Source organism: uncultured Veillonella sp. (assembly GCF_900545795.1).
In the GTDB taxonomy this organism is placed as follows: domain Bacteria; phylum Bacillota; class Negativicutes; order Veillonellales; family Veillonellaceae; genus Veillonella_A.
Genome location: NZ_URAR01000006.1, coordinates 55884 through 81696, shown reverse-complemented (window position 1 = coordinate 81696; position 25813 = coordinate 55884). Strand labels below are relative to the sequence as shown.

27 protein-coding genes are annotated in these 25813 nt (G+C 40.8%); 24 read left to right on the top strand and 3 right to left on the bottom strand.

Features of this window, described 5'->3' with window-relative positions; genetic code table 11:
* Nucleotides 1-7: 7 nt before the first annotated feature.
* Nucleotides 8-160: a YvrJ family protein gene (locus tag QZR90_RS04525; RefSeq protein WP_295789251.1), complete on the top strand. Its 153-nt coding sequence runs from the start codon at nucleotides 8-10 to the stop codon at nucleotides 158-160.
* 90 nt (nucleotides 161-250) lie between these two features.
* Here QZR90_RS04525 and QZR90_RS04520 read toward each other — a convergent pair whose 3' ends face one another.
* From QZR90_RS04520 to QZR90_RS04510, 3 genes are all read right to left on the bottom strand, one after another.
* The gene (locus tag QZR90_RS04520; RefSeq protein ID WP_295789249.1) at nucleotides 251-787 is read right to left on the bottom strand and encodes a DUF805 domain-containing protein; all 537 of its coding nucleotides are present in this window, start codon (nucleotides 785-787) and stop codon (nucleotides 251-253) included.
* 422 nt (nucleotides 788-1209) lie between these two features.
* Nucleotides 1210-1728 (bottom strand): ECF transporter S component, encoded by a 519-nt coding sequence (locus QZR90_RS04515; protein ID WP_295789246.1) that lies wholly within the window; start codon nucleotides 1726-1728, stop codon nucleotides 1210-1212.
* 2 nt (nucleotides 1729-1730) lie between these two features.
* A complete protein-coding gene (locus tag QZR90_RS04510) occupies nucleotides 1731-2591 on the bottom strand; it encodes a pyridoxamine kinase (protein WP_295789244.1) in 861 nt (286 codons plus the stop codon).
* A gap of 210 nt (nucleotides 2592-2801) precedes the next feature.
* On the opposite strand from QZR90_RS04510, the gene QZR90_RS04505 reads away from it, so the two are divergent.
* The 23 genes from QZR90_RS04505 to greA all read left to right on the top strand — a co-directional run bounded on the left by QZR90_RS04505 (nucleotide 2802) and on the right by greA (nucleotide 25810).
* Nucleotides 2802-3734, top strand: coding sequence for an ABC transporter permease (locus tag QZR90_RS04505; protein WP_295789242.1), 933 nt, complete (start codon nucleotides 2802-2804; stop codon nucleotides 3732-3734).
* Between the two features lie 44 nt (nucleotides 3735-3778).
* Nucleotides 3779-4657, top strand: coding sequence for an ABC transporter permease (locus tag QZR90_RS04500; protein WP_295789290.1), 879 nt, complete (start codon nucleotides 3779-3781; stop codon nucleotides 4655-4657).
* Nucleotides 4654-5721: an ABC transporter ATP-binding protein gene (locus QZR90_RS04495; protein ID WP_295789240.1), complete on the top strand. Its 1068-nt coding sequence runs from the start codon at nucleotides 4654-4656 to the stop codon at nucleotides 5719-5721. Before QZR90_RS04500 ends, QZR90_RS04495 begins: the two co-directional genes overlap by 4 nt.
* A 21-nt stretch (nucleotides 5722-5742) precedes the next feature.
* Nucleotides 5743-6696, top strand: a complete 954-nt coding sequence (locus tag QZR90_RS04490; protein ID WP_295789238.1) for an ABC transporter ATP-binding protein — start codon at nucleotides 5743-5745, stop codon at nucleotides 6694-6696.
* Nucleotides 6697-6911: 215 nt separating this feature from the next.
* Nucleotides 6912-7784 carry a serine hydrolase gene (locus QZR90_RS04485; RefSeq protein ID WP_295789236.1) on the top strand — a complete coding sequence of 291 codons (873 nt, stop codon included), beginning with the start codon at nucleotides 6912-6914 and terminating at the stop codon, nucleotides 7782-7784.
* Nucleotides 7785-7854: 70 nt separating this feature from the next.
* The gene (locus tag QZR90_RS04480) at nucleotides 7855-9405 is read left to right on the top strand and encodes a peptide ABC transporter substrate-binding protein (RefSeq protein ID WP_295789234.1); all 1551 of its coding nucleotides are present in this window, start codon (nucleotides 7855-7857) and stop codon (nucleotides 9403-9405) included.
* A gap of 9 nt (nucleotides 9406-9414) precedes the next feature.
* Nucleotides 9415-10347 (top strand): LD-carboxypeptidase, encoded by a 933-nt coding sequence (locus tag QZR90_RS04475; protein WP_295789232.1) that lies wholly within the window; start codon nucleotides 9415-9417, stop codon nucleotides 10345-10347.
* A 44-nt stretch (nucleotides 10348-10391) separates the two neighbouring features.
* Nucleotides 10392-11822: a peptidase dimerization domain-containing protein gene (locus QZR90_RS04470; protein WP_295789230.1), complete on the top strand. Its 1431-nt coding sequence runs from the start codon at nucleotides 10392-10394 to the stop codon at nucleotides 11820-11822.
* Nucleotides 11823-11894: 72 nt separating this feature from the next.
* Nucleotides 11895-13451, top strand: a complete 1557-nt coding sequence (locus QZR90_RS04465; protein WP_295789228.1) for an ABC-F family ATP-binding cassette domain-containing protein — start codon at nucleotides 11895-11897, stop codon at nucleotides 13449-13451.
* A 32-nt stretch (nucleotides 13452-13483) separates the two neighbouring features.
* Nucleotides 13484-14074: a GTP cyclohydrolase I gene (gene folE / locus QZR90_RS04460; RefSeq protein WP_295789226.1), complete on the top strand. Its 591-nt coding sequence runs from the start codon at nucleotides 13484-13486 to the stop codon at nucleotides 14072-14074.
* Nucleotides 14043-14876, top strand: a complete 834-nt coding sequence (folP, locus tag QZR90_RS04455; protein ID WP_295789223.1) for a dihydropteroate synthase — start codon at nucleotides 14043-14045, stop codon at nucleotides 14874-14876. The genes folE and folP overlap by 32 nt, the downstream gene beginning before the upstream one ends.
* Before the next feature lies 1 nt (nucleotide 14877).
* Entirely contained in the window at nucleotides 14878-15240 is a 363-nt protein-coding gene (folB, locus tag QZR90_RS04450; RefSeq protein ID WP_295789221.1) for a dihydroneopterin aldolase, read from the top strand.
* A complete protein-coding gene (gene folK, locus QZR90_RS04445; RefSeq protein ID WP_295789219.1) occupies nucleotides 15240-15743 on the top strand; it encodes a 2-amino-4-hydroxy-6-hydroxymethyldihydropteridine diphosphokinase in 504 nt (167 codons plus the stop codon). The genes folB and folK overlap by 1 nt, the downstream gene beginning before the upstream one ends.
* A gap of 222 nt (nucleotides 15744-15965) precedes the next feature.
* Entirely contained in the window at nucleotides 15966-16307 is a 342-nt protein-coding gene (locus QZR90_RS04440) for a septum formation initiator family protein (RefSeq protein ID WP_295789217.1), read from the top strand.
* Nucleotides 16308-16401: 94 nt separating this feature from the next.
* Complete coding sequence (locus tag QZR90_RS04435; RefSeq protein WP_295789215.1) at nucleotides 16402-16881, top strand: S1 domain-containing RNA-binding protein; 480 nt, start codon at nucleotides 16402-16404, stop codon at nucleotides 16879-16881.
* A gap of 288 nt (nucleotides 16882-17169) precedes the next feature.
* The gene (locus QZR90_RS04430; RefSeq protein ID WP_295789213.1) at nucleotides 17170-18069 is read left to right on the top strand and encodes a phosphatase; all 900 of its coding nucleotides are present in this window, start codon (nucleotides 17170-17172) and stop codon (nucleotides 18067-18069) included.
* Between the two features lie 12 nt (nucleotides 18070-18081).
* Nucleotides 18082-19584, top strand: coding sequence for a tRNA lysidine(34) synthetase TilS (tilS, locus tag QZR90_RS04425; RefSeq protein WP_295789211.1), 1503 nt, complete (start codon nucleotides 18082-18084; stop codon nucleotides 19582-19584).
* Nucleotides 19581-20120: a hypoxanthine phosphoribosyltransferase gene (hpt, locus tag QZR90_RS04420; RefSeq protein WP_295789209.1), complete on the top strand. Its 540-nt coding sequence runs from the start codon at nucleotides 19581-19583 to the stop codon at nucleotides 20118-20120. Before tilS ends, hpt begins: the two co-directional genes overlap by 4 nt.
* A gap of 144 nt (nucleotides 20121-20264) precedes the next feature.
* Nucleotides 20265-22223, top strand: a complete 1959-nt coding sequence (ftsH, locus tag QZR90_RS04415; protein ID WP_295789207.1) for an ATP-dependent zinc metalloprotease FtsH — start codon at nucleotides 20265-20267, stop codon at nucleotides 22221-22223.
* Nucleotides 22224-22298: 75 nt separating this feature from the next.
* On the top strand, nucleotides 22299-23282 hold the full coding sequence (locus QZR90_RS04410; RefSeq protein WP_295789205.1) for a biotin--[acetyl-CoA-carboxylase] ligase: 984 nt from the start codon (nucleotides 22299-22301) through the stop codon (nucleotides 23280-23282).
* A 1-nt stretch (nucleotide 23283) separates the two neighbouring features.
* Entirely contained in the window at nucleotides 23284-24051 is a 768-nt protein-coding gene (locus tag QZR90_RS04405) for a type III pantothenate kinase (RefSeq protein WP_295789203.1), read from the top strand.
* Nucleotides 24035-25030, top strand: a complete 996-nt coding sequence (dusB, locus tag QZR90_RS04400) for a tRNA dihydrouridine synthase DusB (protein WP_295789201.1) — start codon at nucleotides 24035-24037, stop codon at nucleotides 25028-25030. The genes QZR90_RS04405 and dusB overlap by 17 nt, the downstream gene beginning before the upstream one ends.
* A gap of 306 nt (nucleotides 25031-25336) precedes the next feature.
* A complete protein-coding gene (gene greA, locus QZR90_RS04395) occupies nucleotides 25337-25810 on the top strand; it encodes a transcription elongation factor GreA (RefSeq protein ID WP_295789199.1) in 474 nt (157 codons plus the stop codon).
* Nucleotides 25811-25813 lie beyond the last annotated feature (3 nt).

Sequence of the window (25813 nt, the reverse complement as noted above, 5' to 3'; positions counted from 1 at the left end):
TGTTATTATGGAAGACCTTTTGACAGCCGCGGCAAATTACGGCTTTCCTATGGTGGTAGCCTCGTATTTATTGCTTCGCTTAGAGCAGAAGATGGATTCTTTAAGTGCATCAATTGCTGAATTAGTGTTGACCTTACGGGCCCAGAATCGAAGCAAGTAAGGTGAGCGGTTTACTTACACATTACACGATTTTATACGGTGTTTGCTGTTTTATACTCTTTAGTTTTTTATGTTTTATGGTTTTACTACTTTACACAGTTTTACGTCGACTTATGCGTCGTTTAGGCTTTGGATTACTTGGCCAGGTAGCGGGTAAGCCGTAAATATTGGGCTTATTACTGCCAGGGATGAAGAGTAATAGGGCATTTACGCTCCAGGTGATGAGTAAAAAGAAAAAGTTAAAGGACTTAATATTGCTGTATGGATAGGTAAAGGCCATTAATAAGCACCAAAGAATGCCGACGATGCCGTGTATGTTTAAATCCTGGAAGCGCCGCGCATAGAGCACATAGAAAAAGGTAAGCAAAATGCAATGCCCAAAGAAGGTTAATGTGCGAATGGCATAATATGAGGCGAGTACGACTACATTTTCTGTTAAAGTTGAAATTAAATTGTTGAAGATACTAGACACAAGTGTCAGACCGATGAGCCCAATTAAAAATTGTAGGCGGTTTAGTCGACCGTGTAGTGCTAGGAGCTTTATATTGTTGTTATATGCCCAGCGAGTAATGCCAAAAGCTATAATGCCCATAAGCAATGCTAGGCCGAAATTTATCCATATATCCATACAATCGTCCTTTACTAATCTATTTTTAATTCTATAATTATAGCATAAAATGAAGAACAGATAAAGAAGTGGTAGAGTCTCTATTATGGGCCCTATAATGGCAGAGATTAGGGGCTCTTTTATAGCATATACTAGGGGCTCTTTTATGGCATATATTGCGGGGGTGTTATGGCATAGGCATAAGTAGAATAATATAGAAAATAAAGAACCAAGCACAGCTAGTTAGCTGTGCTTGGTTCTGTTTGTATAGGAATGACAAGAGGTCGACAATATACTAAGAATTATTCTCTGTAATAGTTCATTTTAGATTATATGTAGGTAATATAAAACTATATGCAAATCGTTTAAGACTATATAGCTCATTTAAAATTATATAGATCATTTAAGACTATATATGACTAGCATGTCATTGCTTATTTGGATTATTTTTTCTTGTTTCGAATGCTCCAGATAGCTGGAATGAGGAAGATCGATACGATAAAGCCTACTCCACTAGTTAAGAAGCTTGCTGGAAGGCGAGCAAAAGCCATTTCGTAGCTATTATACACATCGGCCCAAGCTACAAAGTACCCTGCAGCAGTCCATATAGCACCTAAAATAATAGCAAGCACGATGCGGATGATTATTGCTTTATTTAAAGGTTTTTTCTGAGGTCGCAGGCCGATTACAATATAGCCTACTAATAAACCGCAAATACCTTTAATTACGATGGAATATAGGGTATATACATATTTGCCAGAAATCATATCGAAAATAGCGGATCCTAAGGCTGCAGAAATACCACCGTAAAGTCCGCCAAATAAAGATGAAATGGTAAAGAGTGCAGCAGACCCCATATGAACCATGCCACCAGTAGGTAGTGGAATAAAGAGGAAGGTAGCCAATACCATCAAGGCTGTGAGCATGCCAATATATACAATATCGCGAATAGAAAATTTCATTATTAAACCTCCCGTTTAACAAGCTTGGTCAACTCGCCAAGCAGTGGTTCAAATAAAAGACCATTGCGCATGGAACCAATGGTTTCATGCGTGTATTTTACTGCGTCAGTGGTGAAATTAGCGGCTATAGTGGCACTGTCATGAGTGGAATAGCCTTGCAATAAACAACCTGTTAATACAGCGGTGAAAATATCGCCTGTGCCATGCGCTTTAACAGGGACTAGTTTCGTGTTGATAAACTCTAAGGAATCAGTTTCACCATCATAAATCGCTACAACGGCATGAGTTTTATGAGGCACCCCAGACATTATGACATGACGAGGTCCTAGGCGATGTAATCGTTCACAAATGAGGCGAATTGTCTCATCTGTTACATTTTCAGGCTCATAAGGTAAATCTAGAAGGAAGGTTGCTTCCGTGTAATTTGGCTTAATAATATGGGCATGATTAATTAGCTTGCGCATTTCTTCAATCATGGTTTGATTATATACAGAGTAGAGATGACCATCGTCAGCCATGGCAGGGTCAACGATAATTGGTGTATGTTCATTGCCGAAGCGCTCAATGGCTTCAATGACAATGTGGATTTGTTCAGGTGAGGCTAAGAAACCACTCTGAATGGCATCAAAGGTAATGTCATTTTTTACCCAACAGTCCATAAAGGCGCGAAGATGATCAGAGAAATCCACCATTTCATAATGCTCATATTCTAAATGATTGCATAACAAGGCTGTAGGCAGTGGCGCTGCTTGCGAGCCTAGTGCGCTGATGATGGGCAGAGCTACAGTTAGGGAACAACGCCCAATGGAGCTCATGTCTTGAATAGATAGTACCGTTGGTACTGGATTTTTTACTGAATTCATAATACGCCTCATTTCTAAAGTTTTATTTTCTATTAGTATTTTAAATAACAAAGTGTCATATGTAAATATACAGAAAAATAAAATTAAATAGGACAGATAGACGAAATCTTGTGAATTGTATATAGAATACAATCGAGAAAGTATACTGTATTATGCTTGGAGTATTGTATAATAAGAAAGTGAATATGTATAAAAAGGAGCGTGACGAGAGTGGCACAATATATAGGTAAGCGTTTACTAGGCGCTATAGTTGTTATGTGGGCGATTATTACCATTACATTTTTATTAATGAGGGCTATACCAGGAGGTCCTTTTACAGAAGAGAAAAAATTGCCTCCTCAAATTAAGGCAACGATTGAAGCCACCTATCATTTAAATGATCCTTTATGGAAACAATATTCAGATTATATGAGCCATGTAGTTCGTTTAGACTTAGGTCCGTCTTATAAATATATTGGCCGTAGTGTTAATGAAATTATTGGCGAAAGTTTTCCCGTGTCAGCACAGCTTGGTTTAGGGGCTTTGACTTTTGCCTTAGTAGGAGGGCTCATAGCCGGTGTTGGGAGTGCTTTAAAACCAAATACTTGGCTTGACTACATTATTACGATTGGGTCTACCATTGGCTTATCGGTGCCTACTTTTATCATTGGTGCTGTATTGGTGTATTGGCTAGGTTTTGTGTGGCCTATTTTCCCTGTAGCTCTTTGGAAAGGGCCTGCATATATGGTATTGCCCATTATTACCTTAGGGGCGCAGCCTATGGCATTCATTGCACGCTTGACGAGAAGTACCATGCTAGAAGTTATGAAACAAGAGTATATAAAAACAGCTCGTGCTAAGGGCTTAAAAAAGAGTACCATTATTTTAAAACACGCGCTGCGCAATGCAGTCTTGCCTGTACTTACCTATATTGGTCCATTGGCAGCAGCCTTGTTGACAGGTAGCTTTATTGTGGAGACCATCTTTGCCATTCCAGGGCTAGGGAAATATTTTGTTACTTCAATTTATAATCGCGATTATACAGTAATTTTAGGTGTGACTATTTTTTATAGTGCATTAGTTGTAGCCTTTAACTTGCTAGTGGATTTACTATATCCTTTAGTGGATCCACGCATTACTATGGGAGAGGAGGAGTCACAATGAGTTCAGTCAATGAAAAGCAATTTTCATACGAAATAGACGATTTTATGCCTTTAGAGCAGCTTGTTACAGATGAAACCTCCTACATTAAACGCCCTTCGCCGTGGCAACGGTTGAAACAAAATCGATTAGCTCTATTGGGGCTTTGCATTATAGTGGGTATGATTATATTGGCCATTGTAGGACCTTGGCTATCTCCTTATACTTATGCGGATCAAAATTTGGCCTTAGCTAATCAGGCGCCATCTCAAGACCATTGGTTTGGCACGGATACTTTGGGGCGCGATATTTATGTGCGCGTTGTATATGGGGCGCGCATTTCCTTGTCGGTTGGTTTTGTAGCAGCAGCTATTAATTTAGTTATAGGTGTAATATATGGAAGCATAGCTGGTTATATGGGAGGCAAGGTAGATCGCCTCATGATGGGCTTGGTTGATATCTTATATGGAATTCCTTTGTTGCTCTACGTTATTTTGCTTATGGTTGTATTATCGCCGGGCCTAACATCTATTTTCATTGCTTTAGGGATTGCCTATTGGCTGACTATGGCACGAATTGTGCGTAGCCAGATTATGTCATTAAAAAATGAAGAATATGTTCTTGCAGCGCGGGCTATGGGCGTATCTAAGTGGCGCATTCTATTTCGTCACATGCTGCCTAATTGTTTAGGACCCATTGTTATTACTATGACTTTAGCGATTCCAGAAGCTATATTTACGGAAGCATTTTTGAGTTTTATTGGTCTCGGTGTGAGTGCACCTATGGCTAGTTGGGGTGTGTTAGCTGCGGAGGGGATTAATTCTATGCGGTCTTATCCATTTCAGCTTATTGCGCCAGCTATTGCCATTGGTATAACTATGTTGGGATTTACTTTCTTTGGCGATGGCCTTCGCAATGCATTAGACCCTAAGGAGGATGTAAAATGATGAAACACATCACTTCTGAAACGATTCGTGAGACTTCTGCGATTGTGGTGGAGAATCAGACTATAAATACAATAGTGAAGGAGCCATGCTTAGTAAAATTAGATAATTTAGAGGTAACCTTTAATACATTTTCCGGCCCAGTGCCAGCTGTGCGCGGTGTTTCTTTACAGGTCAAACCAGGCGAGGTGTTAGGCTTAGTTGGGGAGTCAGGTTGTGGTAAGTCCGTAACTTTACAATCCCTCATGGGCTTACTGCCGTCAAGTTACACTCAAGTGAAGGCAGATGCTTTGGAGATTAATCAGCAGGTCATGAAACCTAACGATGAAGCCGCTTGGCAAGCATTGCGTGGGAAGACTGTGGCCATGGTCTTTCAAGATCCTATGACAGCTTTAAACCCTTTATTGACTATTGGAACACAAGTAAAAGAATCCATCATCCGGGAATTAGACGATGGTACTCGTGATGAGCGCAGTGGCAATGAAATTTGCATTGATTTATTGAAGAAGGTAGGCATTGCTGATCCAGAACGGCGAATGAAACAGTATCCTCATGAGCTCAGCGGTGGGATGAGACAACGAGTAGTGATTGCCATGGCTTTAGCAGGGCGACCTAAATTGTTATTAGCTGATGAACCGACTACAGCACTAGATGTAACAACAGAGGCGCAAATTTTATTGCTATTAAAGGACATTGTAGCAAAAGAGCACATGGGTATGATTATTATCTCTCATAATTTGCGCGTTATCGCCCAAGTGTGTGAACGTATTGCCGTTATGTATGCAGGTCAGATTGTAGAAACAGGCACTGTAGTAGAATTAATTAATTCGCCAGAGCATCCCTACTTACAGGGGCTACTAGGCTCCTTGCCGACGAAGGATAAGCGCGAGTTAATCGCTATCGGTGGGCAGCCACCAGATAGCTTGCAGCTGCCAATTGGTTGTGCCTTTCATCCGCGCTGTCCAAAGGCTATGAATATATGCGCTCGCAAAATGCCTGAATTAATTAATAAAGAGCAGGCGCGTTCATCACGGCAAGTGCGCTGTTGGCTTCATGTACAGCGCTAATACAAAATACGAGGTAAGTATATGAGTGAATTTATTTGGAAAACAGAAGATGTGTCAAAATACTTTTTAGGAAAGTCACATGTTTTTAGTCAAACACCTCAGATGGTACGGGCCTTAAAATCTGTTAGCTTACACCAAAAGCAAGGTGAAACTTTAGGCATCGTAGGAGAATCTGGGTGTGGTAAGTCTACATTTGGCCGCACTTTGATGGGCTTATATCCTAAATCTAAAGGGCGCATCTGGGTTAAAGATAAAGAAATTACAACGGAACAAGACTTGCAGTTTGTTCGTCAGCATATTCAGATGGTCTTTCAAGATCCTTACGCCTCCTTAAACCCGCGCATGACTGTGCGTGAGATTTTAAGAGAGCCTTTGACGGTGCAGAATCGAGGGACTAAGGCAGAACAAGATGAAATAGTGGAGCTTATTTTACAGGAAGTGGGTTTGTCTAAAGCGCAAGGGGAGCGATATCCTCACGAATTTAGCGGTGGACAACGGCAACGCATAGGCATTGGCCGGGCTTTAATTAGTGAACCGGAATGTATTATTTGTGATGAGCCTATTTCAGCTCTTGATGTGTCCATTCAGGTACAAATTATTAAATTGTTAGCTCGCTTGCAAGAAGAGAAGCAGGTAGGCTATGTATTTATTTCACATGATTTAAATATGGTACGCTATATGAGCCAGCGTATTGCCGTTATGTATTTAGGCCATGTAGTAGAAGAAGGGACTACGGAAGATTTATATGAAAATCCATTGCACCCTTATACGCAGGCTTTAATTCGCTTAAATGCACCGCTAGCAGCACCCATGCCTATTGGGCCAGTATTAAGCGGTGAAGTGCCAAGTCCTTTAGATGAAATTGTAGGCTGTCCATTTGCACCACGCTGTCCAGAAGCACAGGCAATTTGTCGAGAAAAGGGGCCTGAATTACGCTCCAAAGGCTCTCAGCGAGTGGCTTGCTGGCAACGATAAAACGGTGATAAATTAGCGATGAATTTGCGATAAATAAGTTATAAGTGAGTAGTAAATAATAATTGGGTAATAAATTAGTGATAATTAAGTGATAAATAAGCATAGGCTTACATGGGCTAATATTAAATTAGTGTTTTGAACCTGATGACGTAAAGTTATTATATTAAATTTAAACATTAGAATGTAATATATTGATATATGATGGGGCAAAATTAATGAGTAATGATGAAAGAAAATTGGTGGCTAATTTAGATACAAATTTAAGGGCGAATACTCGTCCAAGGGATTTGCAGTCAGAATTAGATGCACTCATTCAAGAGTATGCACCGCAGGACAAGGTGTCTTATGTAGTGGCTCGTTTACTACCGCAAGGAGGCATTGAATATATATGTGCCCATAAGGCAGCAGATGTACATGCTTCGGCTAGTATGATAAAAGTATTGATTATGGCAACACTATTTCATCAAGCGCGAGTGGGACGCCTTAAATTAGATGAAGTAGTAGGTCTTCATGAGATGCCTTGTGTTACTGGTGGCGGTGCTTTACAAGAATTGATAGGGCCCCATGAATTTACTTATGTAGAGCTCTGTCGCCTTATGATGGTGCTCAGCGATAATTGGGCAACGAATTTGCTCATACACCGCTTAGGCTTTGATACAATTAACGAGTATGCGCAGTCCTTAGGCTTAAAACAGACTCGCCTAGAGCGCTTAATGATGGATTTTGAAGCACGTAAATTAGGCCGTGAGAATAAGATGACTGTTGATGATTTAATTACTCTCTATGAAACCTTGTATTTATATCGTGAGGAACCTCGTATAGGGGCAGAGATGTGGCAAATATTAGGGCGACAACAGTTTAGAGATAAACTTCCTTTTTATTGGGATGAAGAACAGGTGTTTTACCATAAAACAGGGTCCTTAGATGATGTGGAACATGATGGCGGTTTATTGCCATTAGGATCTCAGATGTATGGTATAGGTGTATTTATTTCAAATGTGCCTAATGCAGTGGGTATTAATTTAGGTGCCCTATTAGGTCGCACAATTAAACTGTATTTAGAGCTAGATGCAATAGATAAAAAATAAGGAGGACATGATGGTACAAAACTTACTAAAGTCAAAGCACACACTAGTGTTGCTCTTAGTCGTATCGCTAATGGCACTCCTTTTGGTGGGCTGTAGTCGCAGTGAAACAATTCCTCCTAATACCTTGCGCTTAGCTTTGGAGCAAGAGCCTTCTACATTGGATCCGGCTAAATCATCAACCTTGCCAGAGTCCATTGTAGAATTAGCTATTTTTGAAGGCTTAACTAGGTTAAATGAAAAGGATTTGCCAGAGCCTGCTATGGCGGAGTCTTGGACTATATCGCCAGATGGATTGACCTATACCTTCCATTTGCGGCCTAATGCTACTTGGTCTGATGGGGTGCCTGTAAAAGCGCAAGATTTTGAATATGCTTGGAAGCGTGTATTAAATCCTAAAACCGCAGCTGGCAATGCATATATGTTGTATGTGCTAAAAAATGGTGAAGCCTATAATACAGATAAAGCCACTGCTGATGCGGTAGGCGTAAAGGCTTTAGACGATCATACCTTACAGGTTGTGTTGGAAGCACCAGCGCCTTATTTCTTAGGTCTTACGGCATTTCATGCCTATTATCCTGTACGCGCTGATATAGTGGAGAAAGCACCTGATACTTGGGCTACAAAAGCAGAAACATTAATTGGCAATGGCCCCTTTGTGCTGACTAAATGGATTCATAGTGCAGAACTTAATTTTATTAAAAATGATAAGTATTGGGATGCACAGGCTGTAAAATTAACGGCCATGGATTGGCCAATTAGTGAATCTCAAAGTACGCGTCTTACATTAGCGGAGGGTGGCGCCGTTGACATGATGGTAGAGCCGCCGGTTCTTGATCAAAAGCGATTGACTGAGGCCGGTTTATTTAAAGTAGCGCCTTCCTTGGGAACATACTATTATGTATTTAATGTTACAGCACCACCATTTGATGATTCGCGGGTGCGGAAGGCCTTTTCCTTAGTCATTGACCGTCAAGTTATAGTGGACACTATTGTACATGGCGGTAAAACGCCAGCTTATGCCTTTGTGCCACCAGGTTTAATTGATGAGGCAAGTCAGACTGATTTTAGACAAGTTGGTGGTGATTTAGTGGCCTATAATATACGCGAAGCTCAAGCCTTATTGAAAGAGGCTGGTTATGGACCGCAAAATCCTTTGCCAAAGGTTACGATTTTGTATAATACGAATGAAATGCATAAAGCCATTGCTGAAGCGGTGCAGGCTATTTGGAAGGATACCTTAGGGGCTGATGTAGAATTGCAAAATCAAGAGACTAAGGTGTTCATGGCGAATCGTGAAGAAGGTCACTATCAAGTGGCGCGCGCTTCTTGGGTGGGGGACTATGTGGATCCACAAACTTTCTTAGATGTATTTTCCGATGAAGCCAATGATGCACAATATCATAGTGATGCCTATAATGGAATCATGGCACAAGTTCACAGCACTACCGATGCAGCAGAGCGTCAAAGACTTATGCATGAAGCGGAGCAGCTTCTATTTAATGATGCCGTGGTTATACCTATTTACTTTACTACAACCCCTTATGTTGCCAATGATTCGATTGGTGGGTATTTCTGGTCTAGTTTGGGCATTGTTGATTTTAAATCGGCGTATCGAAAGTAAGGAGTATTTATGGAATGGGTAAAGCCTCATAAAATAGAGCGGGGCATGACATTAGGTTTTCTAGCTCCAGCCTCTAGTTCAGAGGAAGATTTACAGCGTATAGAAGCGATAGCTCAGGAGCGAGGATATAAGGCAATCTTTGGGCGTACTTGTTATGGCACAGGCCTTTATGGCGGTACACTAGAAGAGCAGGCTCGAGAATTTAATTTATTTATGACTAATGAGGCGTGTCAGGCAGTCATTGCTTTGCGCGGTGGTTATGGCTGTGTAAGATATGTAGATTTGCTTGATTATGCGGCCATTCGAAAGCATTGTAAACCTTTTGTTGGTTATAGCGATTGCACTGCATTGCATTTAGCCTTACATCGCCATAGTCGACTTGTAACATATCATGGCCCTATGGGCGTAGATTGGGTTAAACCAGGTCGTGAAGCTGATCTAGATCATTTATTTGACTTGCTTGAAGGCCGCATGTCTGTAGTAGAGCCTTTACCGGCACCTCCACGAGGTTATATTGGGGCGCAAATGGCCGAAGGGCGTTTATTAGGTGGTAATCTAGCAATCCTTTGTAGTTTAGGTGGAACCGACTATATGCCTACTAAGGAGATGTGGCAGGAGGCTATTTTATTTATCGAAGATATTGGTGAGCCACCGTATAAAATTGATCGAATGCTTCAACAATTGCGTTTGCAAGGTATATTAAAAACTGTGAAGGGGGCTGTCATTGGTAGTTTTACAGCTTGTGAAGGCGATGAAGGGGACCCTGTATATGATATTGGCGCCAAGGTCTTGGAGTATATGGAGCAAGATAGACCAGATTCTGCTGATGAGCCCTTCGTTTGTTATGCGCCTACAGGCCATGGAACGCCACATTGGGCTCTTCCCTTAGGGCAGTATGTAAGTTTTCGGGCAATTTCGAATACATTGTTATTAGTGCCATAAGATGAATAGACATAAAATATAAGAATCGTAAGGAAATCTAGAGGATGAATGAATTAAGTAAGTTATTAAATCTCACAAATAATGAGATCATTAAAGGGCAAATTCGTTGCGCTTGTGAACGTATTGATAGCATTAAAGATGAACTCATAGAATTGGCCCGCTATATTTATGAGAATCCCGAATTGGGACAACAGGAGTTTAAAGCGGTAGCTAAAATTAGTCAATTTATGACTAAACAGGGTTTTACTGTTCAAGAAGATGTGAGTGAAGGTAAGATTCCGGAGCTGCGAACTTCTTTACGGGCAGATTATGGAAAATATAATTCGGATATCATCTATGATGATACCTTTATAGAGAAGATGGATTCCCCAATAGTAAAGGCTGATTCACATATAGCAGAAGATGATTCATATATAGCAGGAGATGCTTCATATATAGCGGAAGATACTTCCTATATGGGGGCACGGGATTTTCATATAGAAACTAGTGATTCCTCTATAGCGAAGAATCGTATAGGCCAGTCTTTGGCTCAAAGTAGGCATAAGCCATTTAAAATGGCATTCTTAGGTGAATATGATGCTTTACCTGAGCTAGGTCATGGTTGTGGGCACAATCTCATTAGCCCTATGAGTATGGGGGCGGCCATTGGTTTTGCAGCAGCAGTGCCAGATAGTGTCACTACGTTCTTTGGATGCCCTGCAGAAGAAACTATTGGGGGCAAGGTGTACATGGCTGAGGCCGGTATATTTAAAGGCTATGATGGAGCCCTTCTAACTCATCCTAGTGATGCCAATGAATTAGGCGGCTCGTCCTTAGCCAGTCATCCTTTAGAAATCACCTTTTTAGGTCGTGCTGCTCATATTGCAGATCCACAAGGCGAGGGGATTAATGCATTAGCCTGTTTAGTGGATTATTATGGGCGTGTAGCAAGTGCAATGAAAACTTGGGGCGAAGAAGCTCTTATTGGTACGATTATCACGGAAGGCGGTGTAGCCCCTAATATCGTTCCAGAGCGCGCTACTTTGCGTATGACTGTGCGAGCAAAGAAGGTATCATTCTTAGAGAACATTGTTTTGCCGGAGCTAAAGAAAAGAGCTGAGACTTGTGCTAAAGACCATGGTGCTAAGGTTTTATATCACCACTATGAGCCTTTGTTTAAAGACTTGGTGGAAGACCTGTCTTTACAGACCGTAGCCAGGGACGTTATGAGTGCTATGGGGGAAGAGCCTGCCATATTGCCTGATGATGTTGCGGAAGGCAGCACGGATATGGGCAATGTATCACAGGAGATTCCCACGATTCAGATTAGCCTACAAATAGGGCAGCACTTAGGTTTGCATACGCCGGAATTTGTAGCAGCGGCTGGATCTCAGAAAGCATTTGAACAAATTATTAAAGGCGCTAAGATTATGGCTGTAACAGCTATTTTATATGGCGAACGCCTGCTTTTTGACAGTCCTATAAAATCAATGTAAAATAGAATCGTTAAAGAGAAGCCGTCTTTAAAGACGGCTTTTCCATTATGTGTTGTAGTTGGGAGATGACGAATGAGCGTATTAACTGTGTCTCATGTGACTCATGGCTTTGGTGCTCGTCAGATTTTAGATGATGCATCATTTCGCTTGTTAAAAGGGGAACATGTAGGTTTAATCGGTGCTAATGGTGAAGGTAAGTCTACCTTTTTAAATATTATTATTGGAAATATTTTACCTGATGAAGGAACTGTTGCCTGGTCTAATAAGGGCACAGTGGGTTATTTAGACCAACATAGTGTACTCAGTGATGGGCAGACGATTCGCGATGTGTTGCGCGATGCCTTCAGTGATCTCTTTCAGTTAGAGGCGGATTTACAAGCTGCTTATAATGAAATGACTGATTGCACTGAAGAGCGCATGAATGAGCTCTTAGAAAAGACTGGCGAATGGCAAGAGGAATTAGAGCAGCGCGGATTCTACGAAATTGATGCGACTATTGAACGTACAGCGCAAGGCTTAGGCTTAGTAGATATTGGCTTAGACCGTTTAGTTAATGAATTGAGCGGTGGTCAGCGCACGAAAGTATTGCTCACTAAGCTATTATTGCAAAAGCCAACTATTTTGCTCTTAGACGAGCCTACAAACTACTTGGATGTAGAGCATATTGAATGGCTAAAGAATTATTTGCAAAATTATGAAAATTCTTTTATCTTAATTTCCCATGATATGGAATTTTTAAATGCTGTAGTCAATGTGATTTACCATATTGAGCAAGCTAAACTAACTCGTTACACAGGGAATTATGAGCAATTCTTAGCTGCTTATGAGGTGCAACGAGAGCAGGCTATCAAAGCCTATGAACGTCAGCAACAAGAAGTGGCGCGCATGGAAGACTTTATTGCTCGCAATAAGGCACGCGTTGCTACGAGGGGGATGGCGAACTCTAGAGCTAAGCGCTTAGAGAAGATGGAAATGCTAGAGAAGCCTAAGGTGCATTTGAAGCCATCGTTTGGTTTTAAAGAAGGTCGCACGCCAAGTCGTTTTATTGTTGAAGCAGAAGATTTAGTCTTAGGCTATAATGAAGCATTAACTAAGCCGGTAAAAGTCGTTTTAGAGCGCGGTCAAAAGGTAGCCGTTCGCGGTGTGAATGGCTTAGGTAAGACTACATTACTTAAAACATTATTAGGCATGATACCAGCTTTCTCTGGACAAGTAGAGCGCGGTGATTTCTTGCAGGTCGGTTACTTCGCACAAGAAGATGTAGCTAATAATGATGTTACTGCTTTAGATTACATTTGGAATGCCTATCCATCAATGACTAATAGTGAGGTGCGGGCCGCTTTAGCTCGCTGCGGGCTAACAAATGAGCATATTACCAGTCAGATGCGTGTTTTGTCCGGTGGGGAAAATGCTAAGGTGCGGTTATGTAAATTAATGCAAGAGTCCTATAATGTATTAGTTTTGGATGAACCGACAAATCATTTGGACGTAGATGCTAAGGAAGAATTAAGTGAAGCATTGCGTCGTTTTAAAGGAACGATTTTACTAGTAAGTCATGAGCCAGAATTTTATCGTTCCTGGATTACTGATGAATGGAATGTGGAGTCTTGGACAACTAAAATTGTTTAGTTCACATCCTTCACAGATATAGGAGATTAATTATGAATCAGCAGGCCCAAGAGGGGATTGCCCAATTTTTAACTGCATTGGGCATAGATATTGAATCAGATGAAATGAATAAAACACCGAGTCGCGTGGCTGCTTTGTATGAATCTTTGTTCTCTGGTGTAGGGCAGTCTACTGAGGCTGTGTGGGGCGATTTATTTACATCTGAGTCAAAAGGTTTAGTCGCTATTACAGGGATAAATTATTATTCCATATGTGAACATCATTTAATGCCTTTTTTTGGTACTGTTGATATTATTTATCAGCCCCATGAAGGTCGTGTAGCAGGTATAAGCAAGTTTGGCGATGTCATTAGTGTGTTGGCGCATCGTCCACAATTACAAGAACGATTAACCATGCAATTAGCTCAGGCTATTGAGCAGGATTTAGGTGCTGAAGGCGTGTTGGTTAGAATGCGCGGCACTCATATGTGCATGCTTTTAAAAGGGGAATTTCCACAAGGTACAGTAGTACAAACTTTGGAATGCCGGGGCGTGCTTGGAGAGGCAGGGCCACTTCGTGAAGAGGCTTTAGCCATGTTAGGAGGAACTATCGATGCTCAAACGACGCAGCTATCAATGGAGTGATGGAAAAAAATTAGAACTCAATAATCGTACATTGATTATGGGGATTTTAAATGGTACACCAGATTCATTTTCTGACGGTGGACAGTACAATACGCCAGAAACTGCAGCCGCGCAGGCAAAAGCAATGGTAGCAGCTGGCGCTGATGTAATTGATTTAGGCGTGGAGTCTACGCGTCCAGGTCATGTACAGATTTCAGTAGCTGAGGAGATTGACCGTTTAAAATTATTACTTGGTCCTGTGGTGGACGCTTCTGCTGTACCTGTGTCCATTGACACCTATAGAGCTGAGTCGGCCGATTATGCATTGAGTCATGGCGCTCATATATTAAATGATATATGGGGACTTCGCTACGATCGCGATATTGCCGCAGTAGCAGCGAAGCACAATGTGCCAGTCATTATTATGCACAATCAAAATAACACTGAATATGGTGATATTATTGAAGATATGAAGGCCTTTTTCTTTACGTCTGTTGACCTTGCCTTAAAGGAAGGGATTAAGCCTCAAAATATTTGGTTTGATCCAGGCATTGGCTTTGGAAAAACCGGAGAGCAAAATATTGAAGTTATGCAGCGCTTAGGTGAGATTACAGCCTATGAGTTCCCTGTGTTATTGGCGGCGAGTCGCAAGCGTTTTATCGGTAGCATTTTAAATGATTGTGCCCCTGATGAGCGCGATGAAGGTACAGTTGCTGCTTGTATTACTGGTGTAATTCAAGGTGTAGACATGGTGCGCGTGCACAATGTAGATATGCATAAAAAAGCATTAGCTGTAGCCGATGCATTGTTGAGAGGTGTGTAAGATGGATAAAATTGTACTAAAGAATATGGGCTTTTATGGCTATCATGGCAATTTAGAATCTGAGACAACTCAAGGCCAGCGCTTTTTTGTGGACGTTACTGTGGTTACTGATTTGACGAAAGCAGGACAGTCCGATTTATTGGAAGACTCTATTAATTATGTAGAAATTTATAATACCGTAGAGTCAGTTGTGACTGGGACTCCTCAAAAATTATTAGAACGAGTGGGCACTTTAATTGCGGATGAGCTTTGGAATACTTATCGTGGTATTGTGGGCTTAGCAGTTTCTGTGCGCAAGCCCGCTGTGCCGATTCCAGGCATGCTCGATTATGTGGAAGTTACCATTACGAGAGGTCAAATGTAGTGAGTCAAAACGGTAGTTTTATACATACAACTGAAGATCGGTTGACATATTATTTGAGTATAGGTTCTAATTTAGGTGATCGAGAGGCGTATTTGAATACAGCTGTTCGGCGCTTGAAAGAGCATACTCAAATTATAATGGTCAAGCCGTCTACTTGGATTGAAACGGCGCCTTGGGGTAATACAGACCAAGGTGCTTTTTTGAATGGTGTTGTGCAAATCATTACAAGCTTGCAGCCAGAGGAATTACTGGATTATATGCAGCTGTTAGAGCAGGAAGCCAATCGCCAACGGCATATTCATTGGGGTCCTAGAACACTAGATTTAGATATTGTGTGGGCCGAGACTAGTGATGGTGAGGCGGTGGAGTATAATTCGGAGCGATTGACGATTCCCCATCCCTATATGTGGGACCGCACCTTTGTGCTAGAGCCTTTAGAGGAGCTATATCCTGATTTTTCAAGAGGGAATCAGTCTATTAAAGAACGAATTAAAGAGTTATAATCTTTTTATAAATGAATTCTATACTCAATGAGAGGGCCTTGTGCTATAATAAAAGCGCAATTGAATGACTACAGTAACTTACTTAGTTGCTTATGCATTTAACTGCTCAATTCCTTAATTATCTGAGGAAATAGCTGTAAAGAATTAAGGCATAAGATTCTAATAGCAAATAATAAGGAATTATAGAACCTAGTAGCAAATAGTAAGGATGAGGTACTTTATATGGCGGACACGCAAAATCAAGTGACTCAACAGGACAGTTCTGCACAAAAGAAAAAAGCTAGCACAAATGAAATTCGACGAAGTCGTTTTATGCTAGGCGTAAAATGGGTTAAAATTATTATCATCGTGTTAGGTGTTATTGCATTAACGCGTACAGGGTATGAATGGTTTCAAATTTTACAGCAGCAAAAAGCCTTGGAAGTGCAGATTGAAGAGTTAAAAAAGAAGAATGAACAATTAGAACAGGAAAACGCCCAATTGCAAGATCCTAAAGCTATTGAAGCGGTAGCCCGTGAGGAGTTAGGCTTGGTGAAGCCGGGGGAAGTTCCGTACGTTAAATAATTGTTGACAAGGTTTTTCAGAGACCTATATAATTAGATTACGTGCATAATTTAATGCAAATATATTGTTAGAAGTAGGAGGACATTGGGTTAGCATGGCCATTGAAGTTGGTAGTGTTCTAGAGGGCACAGTTACGGGTATTACAAAATTTGGAGCATTTGTTGATTTAGGGAATAAACAAACAGGCTTAGTTCATATTTCAGAAGTAGCTAATGAATATGTAGAAAATATTCAAGACTTCTTGAAAGAACAAGATGCAGTAAAAGTAAAAGTTCTTAGTGTTGATGAAAAGGGAAAAATTAGCTTATCTATTAAGCAAGCTCAGCCTAAGGCTCCAGCTGCTCAAGCTAAAGTTGAACAGCGAGACAATCGTGAGTTCCGTCCACGCAATAATGATGGTCATAACCGCAATTCATTTGATGGCAATCGTCGCAATGCTTCTGGCCGTAAGGGCAATGGTCTTTCCTTTGAAGATAAAATGAGTCGTTTCTTGAAAGATAGTGAAGAACGCTTAACTGATTTAAAACGTAATACAGAATCGAAACGTGGCGGTCGTGGAGGTCGCAGAGATTAATAAAACTGAGATGATGCGTAACGGCATCATCTTTTTTTTACCAGGCTCAGCTGAACTAATTCGTATATGAGATAGTATTGGTTTATCATGAGGTATTGATTGTTTGTGGTGATTGATTTCCCAAAGGGCCATGAGCTACATTATAAAAGTAGTGGGGCCACTTATATTAGGTTAGCAATTATACTGTGATTAGAGCTTTATATACTACTGTAATTAGAGCTTTATAAATTACTGTAGTTAGAATTTTATATATTATTTGCGGTGGAATTTTTCTATAAGGAGTGTGTCATGAAAGATACTAAAGTAGCTATTATAGATTTAGGTTCAAATTCATTTCGTTTGTTACTGGGCGAATATAAGCAAGGAGAATGGATGAACTTGCCTAAAAAGCTTTGGCGTACCCGCTTAGGCGCGCGCAATGAAGACGGTGAAATTACTGAAGAAGCTTGGGCTCGTGGCCTTGATGCATTACGTGAGATTCACCAATTAATTCAAGATTTTGGTGCTACTCGAATTATTGGCTTAGCCACAAGTGCAATTCGTGAAGCCTCTAATGGCGAAGCCTTTATGGAAGAGGCTGCTGAAATCTGCCCTATGGAGGCGCGCATTTTAACTGGTGAAGAAGAGGCTCAATATGGTTTTGTAGGCGCTGTAGGTAAGCGCTTACAAGATGGCAGACATTATGCCATTATTGATATTGGTGGAGGCAGTACTGAAGTGGCTTTGGGCTTTTTAGATGAAGTATATTGGAGTCGCTCTTACCCCATTGGAGCAGTGCGTTTACAAGCATGTTCTGAAGAAGACCCTCAGGCTATATGGAGAGAAACACAACCATGGTTTGATCCTTTGCCAATAAAGGGGAATTTTGGCGATTTTGTAGCTATTGGAGGCACGGCTACAACATTAGGGGCTATGGATTTAAAACTGGCGTCGTATAATCCTGAAAAAGTACAAGATCATAAACTTACTCGTGAAGCTGTAGAGCTCATGATTATGGATTTGCGTGCTATGACTGTGGAAGAACGCTCAAACGTGCCTGGATTAGATCCTAATCGAGCTGATATTATCGTAGCTGGTGCCGAGATTTTAACATCTTTTATGGATACCTATGAAATCCCTTATGTTCTCGTAAGCGAACGGGATGGTATGGAAGGTATTGAGGATAGTCTTATTGCTAAAGACCGATAAGGAGGTCTTACTGTGGAGGAAACAGGCGCAGTATTTCACAAAAAAATAGTGCAGTATGAGCGCACTCATAAAACCGTGCCGTCTAATAGTAGTGTTCTAATCGCTTGTTCTGGAGGCCCTGATTCAGTAGGTTTGCTTTTTTGGCTAGCTCAATTTAAAAATAAAGAGCCTCATACGAATCTCCGCTTAGGCATTGCCATCGTAGATCATTCCCTTAGAGCTGAAAGTAAGGCTGAGGTAGAGCTGGTAAAATGCTATGGAGCACAATTACAGTTGCCAGTATATGTGAAAGTTATAGATGCACAGCAAGAAGCGGATAAGGCTAAGAAATCAGTAGAAACGATCAGTCGTGAGCTTCGTTATGAATTCTTTCACCAGATAATGGCTACAGAAGGCTATGAATATTTAGCTACAGCACATCATTTAGATGACCAAGCAGAAACTATTTTGTCACATCTATTGCGCGGCAGTGGTTCTAAAGGGTTAACTGGTATGTATCCTGTAATGGATTATAAGTGGCGCCCTTTTTTAGGTGTGACTAAGCAGGACATATTAGATTTTGTCAATGAGCTAGGTTTACAGTTTGCCTTAGATAAGACAAATGATGAGCCCCTGTATAGGCGCAATAAATTGCGCTTAGAAGGCATCCCTTATTTGAGGCAATATAATCCTAATTTGACAGAAACATTAGGTCGTTTAGGTGAGGCCATGCAAGCTGATGAAACATATTTAACAGACCAGGCCATGGAAGCCATGCAAAGTATATTGATTGAAGGGCCTGTTGAGTATATGCCCATTAAGCCTAATAAAGGCGAGAAAAGTAAAGCTATACATAAACAAATATCTAAAAGGGCCGTGCTAGCTGTACCGCAAGGGAGTCATACAGAATGTAAAGAGTCTGAGGTTTGGATTTTGCGACGAGCTGAGTTTCATGATTTGCCAGATGCTTTATATTATAGGATTTGGCGCTATATTATGGAATGCATTCAGCCACGAGGGACTTTTAGTATGGCGCAGGTGAAGCAATTGCGCCAAATTACAGCAGGCACATCACCGAAACAAATTAACCTTGGACAGGTGAAGGTTACGGCACAATATGGTATAATACAGATTGGACGTTTTACGATAAAGCAAAATAGAATGGCTTATAAGATTGGCTCTAAACGTTTGGTACATTGGCAAGGTCCAGAACAGGAGGCATTGCCTCTTGTAGGGAATGAAAGCATTTTAATTCCCCAGTCAATGGCCGAACAGGGACCTATAGTAAGGTTGCGGCAGCCTGGCGATCGCGTAGCATTACGTGATGCTTCAGGGCGTATTTGGGGCCATAAGAAATTAAAGGATTGGTTAATCGATCGTAAAATTCCAAGAGAGCAACGACCTAGTATGTGGTTTTGTTGCGCTGATTTCGCAGTAATAGATAGCTTAGATCGCATGAAAGCTAAGCCCATAGTTGTGTGGGACGAAGCGTCAACAAAGTATTGGGCTTGTTCCATAGAGGAGGAACTAATATGATGGATTCAATTAAGGAAGTACTTATTTCTGAAGAGGCCTTACAGCAACGTGTAAAAGAATTAGCTAAGCAAATTTCAGATGATTATAAAGGCGAAGAAGTAGTTCTCGTGTGCGTGTTAAAGGGCGCGGTTATGTTCTTTGCTGACTTAGCACGTTATGTTGAAGGTGACGTAAGCTTAGATTTTATTTCTTGCTCTAGTTATGGCAACAGCACTGTAAGTAGTGGCGTTGTACGCATTATGAAAGATTTAGATAAACCAGTAGAGGGCAAGCATGTTATCGTTGTAGAAGATATTGTAGATACAGGCAATACACTTCATTACTTATTGGAAAATCTTAAGTCTCGCAATGCTAAATCAGTTCGCTTAGTGGCTTTGTTGAATAAACCTGATCGCCGTACAGCTGAAGTGAAGGTGGACTATCAAGGTTTTGAAATTCCTGATTATTTTGTAGTAGGCTATGGTCTTGATTATGCTGAAAAATTTAGAAATTTACCATTTGTTGGTATTTTAGATGAGAAAGTATATCAAGACTAAGTAAATAGATTGTATATCGCTTAAATTTGTGTTAATATGTTGCACAGATATATTTTACTATTTTTAGTGTTTTACTATGAAATTACTAGCCCTTGAGGGCGAGTAAATCATAACATTTTAATATTGTTTGAAAGGGGTAAGAGATTGGGCCGATTTATGAAAAACGCACTGCTCTACGTGTTGATTATTGTAGCGGCAGTTACAGTAATTAATTCGTTTGCCGGTTCGAATTCGACTAGGTCAGAAATTAGCTATACAGCCTTTATGAATCAAGTTAATTCAGATAAGGTAGCTAAGGTAACAATTACTGATAATCACGCCATTATAGGGGCTTTGAAAAATGGTACAGAATTTAGTTCGTATGCACCATCAGATCCTACAATGTTAACTACTTTACGTGATAAAGGTGTTGAGATTACAGCAAAACCACCAGAACAACCATCTTGGTGGATGCAATTGCTTAGTTCTGTATTGCCAATATTCTTGTTGATTGGCGTATGGTTCTTCATTATGCAACAAACCCAAGGTAGCGGTGGTCGCGTAATGAATTTTGGCAAAAGTCGTGCGAAGATGCAGGGTGAAGGTAAGGTAAATGTAACCTTTAAGGACGTAGCCGGTGCAGATGAAGCAAAACAAGAATTAGAAGAAGTTGTAGAATTTTTACGTAATCCTGCGAAATTTAACGCCATTGGCGCTAAGATTCCTAAAGGGGTATTATTATTTGGCCCTCCAGGCACAGGTAAAACTTTATTAGCTCGTGCTGTAGCAGGGGAAGCAAAAGTACCTTTCTTTAGCATCAGTGGTTCTGACTTCGTAGAAATGTTCGTTGGTGTTGGTGCGTCTCGTGTGCGTGACTTATTTGGTCAAGCTAAGAAAAATGCGCCATGTATTATTTTCATTGACGAAATTGATGCTGTTGGTCGCCAACGTGGTGCCGGTCTTGGTGGCGGGCATGATGAACGCGAGCAAACCTTGAACCAATTGCTTGTTGAAATGGATGGTTTCGGAGCAAATGAAGGGATTATTACTATTGCGGCAACTAACCGCCCTGATATTTTAGACCCTGCCTTACTTCGTCCAGGTCGTTTTGATCGTCAAGTAACTGTGGATAAACCAGACTTCCGCGGCCGTGAAGCAATTCTTAAAGTGCATGCACGAAATAAGCCGTTAGCTGATGATGTAAATTTACAAATTATTGCGAAGAAAACACCAGGCTTTACTGGTGCTGACTTAAGCAATCTATTAAATGAAGCCGCTTTATTAGCAGCTCGTCAAAATCGTAAGAAAGTTGCCATGGCAGATCTTGAGGAAGCTAGTGAAAAGGTATCCTATGGTCCAGAACGTCGCAGTCATGTAGTAAGTGATAAAGAGCGTCGTTTAACAGCCTATCATGAATCAGGTCATGCTATTGTGGCTCACTTATTGCCAGAAGCTGATCCTGTTCATAAGGTAACAATTATTCCACGTGGCCGTGCTGGTGGTTACACTATGATGTTGCCAGTGGAAGAGCAAAATTATATGACGCGCGGGCAAATGTTGGCGCGCATTCGCGTAGCCCTTGGTGGTCGTTGTGCGGAAGCATTGGTACTTAAAGAAATTAGTAGTGGTGCGTCTGGCGACTTACAACAAGTAACGAATATTGTACGTCATATGATTACACGTCTTGGTATGAGTGATGAGTTAGGTCCTTTAGTATTCGGTGAACATCAAGAACAAGTATTCTTAGGTCGCAGCCTTGGCCATGAGCGCAATTATGGTGAAGCTGTAGCAGCTAAGATTGATGCTGAAATGCATAAAATTGTTTCCGAAGCTTATAATGATGTAATGCAGCTTTTAGCTGATAATATTGACTTCCTTCACAATATGGCAAATGCTTTACTTGAAGAAGAAACAATTGACCATGGTCAAATTGAAAATCTTTACAAGTATGGCACTTTGGATGATCCTAATCAAACAGAGCCAGAAGATGAAGCAAAAAAAGAAGCTAAAAGTGCTTTAGAGGCAGCTGGTATTATTGTGCCAGACTCTATTCAAAGTGGTGATGTAAAACCATCAGTTGAACCTAATACAGGCGAAAATACTACTGATAAATCATCATATTAGTACAGCCTTATCGGTATACGCCGATTGGCATTGAGCCGCCGGTAGGCGGCTCTTTTTCTTAAAAGGAGGGTTCCCATGCGAGATGCTATTTTAGAATTATTGAAAGAGCATAAGGGTCAGTTTGTATCAGGCCAGATTATGTCTGATACTTGCCAGATCTCGCGTACGGCGATTTGGAAACATATTGAAGTGTTACGTCGACATGGATATGAAATTGAATCATTTACTAAAAAAGGCTATCGATTAATCAAAGAGCCTGATTTAGTAGGACCTTTAGAGATGGAACCGCATTTGACTACAAAAGCCTTTGGTCGTCACTATGAATATGAACTTCAATTAGAGTCGACTAATTCCAAGGCCCGCCAGCTAGCTATGGAGGGGGCCCCAGAAGGAACTGTTGTTGTAGCTGAAGAACAAGTAGCGGGGAAGGGACGAGTTAATCGCGGTTGGTATTCACCGTATGGAAAGGGTCTTTGGTTTAGTTTAATTTTGAGACCATCCTTTTTAACAGTTGAAGCTCCTAAATGCACTTTGATGGCAGCTGTTGCCTTAATCAAAGCATTTCGTAAATTAGGATTAGAAACTGCAGGCATTAAATGGCCTAATGATATTCTAGTAGGCAATCACAAATTAGTGGGCATCTTAACAGAAATGAGTGGCACTATGGAGGAGATTGCTTATATCATCATGGGCATTGGAATTAATATTAGCCCTACAGAGGAGGAACTCCCAGAGGAGCTAAAGGATATTGCCACCTCGTTAGCCATTGAAGGTGTGCAGGTTGATCGGAGAAAGGCGTTTGCAATAATATTACAGTGCTTGGAAGATCAATATCATAAGGTATTAAAAGAGGGCTTTCAGAGTACTTTAGAAGAATGGAAAACCTTTAGTGTTACACTTAATCAAGAGGTTGAAGTGAGAGCACCAGGCAATACATTTGAAGGTAAAGCCATTGATTTAGATCAAGATGGCAATTTATTAGTACAAAGACCGAATGGTCAAGTTGAACGAATCGTAGCTGGCGATGTATCTATTCGACCAGCAAAAGTTGGAGGATAACATGTTATTAGTTATTGATGTGGGGAACACCAATATTGTACTAGGAGTTTATAATAAGCAGCAGTTAGTAGGTCATTGGCGCATTTCTACTGATAAAATGCGCACTACTGATGAATATGGCGTATTGATTATGAATTTATTTTTCCATGATCAATTAGTAGAGGCAAAACAGATTGATTCAATTATTATCTCCTCAGTTGTGCCACCATTAATGCCGACTTTAGAACGCGTATGTTTACGCTATTTTAATGTAAAGCCTATTATTGTAGGTCCTGGAACAAAGACGGGGATGGCTATTAAATATGATAATCCTCGTGAAGTAGGCGCTGACCGCATTGTTAATGCTGTGGCAGCTTATGAAAAATATGGTGGCCCGATCATTATTATTGATTTTGGTACGGCTACGACTTATTGTGTAGTATTAGAAAATGGAGACTACATGGGTGGTGCCATTGCACCGGGGATTCAAATTTCAGCGGAAGCTTTATTCCAACGAGCGGCTAAACTGCCTCGCATTGAACTAAAGAATCCTGGGCATGTCATTGGCCGCACAACTGTGAGCTCTATGCAATCAGGCGTACTTTTTGGTTATGTAGGACAAGTAGAAGGTATTGTTAAACGCATGAAAGCGGAACTTCCAGAGCAGACCAAAGTGGTTGCTACTGGTGGATTAGCGCCTCTTATTAGTACAGAGACGACTATTATTGACCACATTGAACCGATGTTAACCTTAGAAGGATTACGATTATTATATGAACGAAACAAATAAAATTTGGCATATTGGAAATGTGTCTATTGAGGGGCAGGCTATTTTAGCTCCCATGGCTGGCGTAAGTGACATTGCGTATCGCTTATTAGCTAAAGAGCAGGGGGCTGCTTTAGTGTGCACTGAAATGGTAAGTGCCATGGGCATTCAATACAAGAATGAACGAACGGAAGAGTTACTCTTCATGGAAGCAGTGGAGCATCCTGTGTCTATGCAAATTTTTGGCTCCAAGCCAGATGCTATGGCTAATGCAGCGCGCGTAGTAGAAGAAGCTGGTGCCGATATAGTGGATATTAATATGGGATGCCCTGTGAAAAAGGTAGTGAGTTCAGGTGATGGATCGGCCTTGATGAAAACACCTGACCTTGCTATGGCAGTGGCAAAGGCTGCTGTAGATGCTGTGAAAGTACCTGTTACCGTTAAAATGCGTATAGGTTGGGATGATGAGCATATTAATGTGCTGGATTTTGCAAAGCGCATGGAGTCTGTAGGTGTAGCTGCTGTAGCAGTTCATGGTAGGACGCGCGAGCAAATGTATATGGGCAAGGCTGATTGGTCATACATCGGCGCAGTCAAAGAAGCTCTATCTATTCCAGTACTTGGCAATGGAGATATTACAACTGCTGAAGAGGCTAAGCAAATGCTAGATGAGACTGGCTGTGATGCGATAATGATTGGTCGTGGTGCGCAGGGGAATCCGTGGGTATTTAATGAAGTCAATCATTATTTGCGGACTGGCGAATTGTTGCCAAAGCCTACAGCGCTAGAGCGACTGCATATGTTAAAACGGCATTTTGATTTGCTTTGTAAATACAAAGGCGTAGATACAGGTGTGCGAGAAATACGCACTCATGCTGGCTGGTATATTAAAGGCTTACCAGAGTCAGCCCGTTGGCGCAGCCGTATTAATGTACTTCATACCGTAACATCGTTTAATGAGCTTTTGCATGAATATGAAGAAGCTTTATTAGCTTATAAATAGATAAATAGCACAGTACAAGGGGACGTACTGTGCTGTTTTTATTGAGTAATAAGAGAATGTTATAAACGCAACTATTTGAGTACGATGAGAGAGGACAAAATTTGATTCAAATTAGACAAATGTCTGTTGACTTTACTATACGAGACTGTTATAATACTGTAAATAATCAGACAATACAAAATACATGAATTTGCAAGGTGTCAGTAAAGTGGCACTTTTCTTTATAATTACATTTATCATGATTGTATTTTTGATTAATTATTGGTATAATTATTCTAAGCTTAAATTTAAAGGGGTTATAAACTGATGGCAGAAGTTAAAGAAACTTTATTGACCGCAGATGGTTTAAAGAAGTTGGAGGAAGAATTAGCTTACTTCAAATCTGTACGACGGATTGAAGTGGCTGAACGTATCAAGATTGCAATTGAATACGGTGATATTAGTGAAAACTCAGAATATGATGATGCAAAGAATGAACAAGCATTCATTGAAGGTCATATTATTGAATTAGAAAATAAAATTAATACGGCGAAAATCATTGATGAAAATACCCGTAAAAATGTTGTGTCTGTTGGTAGCAAAGTCAAATTGCTCGACATTGAGTTCGATGAAGAAGTGGATTATGTTATTGTAGGTTCTTCAGAAGCAGATCCATTCAATAATCGCATATCTAACGAATCTCCATTGGGCAATGCAATTTTGGGCAAGAAAAAAGGCGCTCAAGTAGAAGTTAACACCCCTGACGGTGTGGCAGCTTACAAGATTTTAGCTATCAATTAAGCC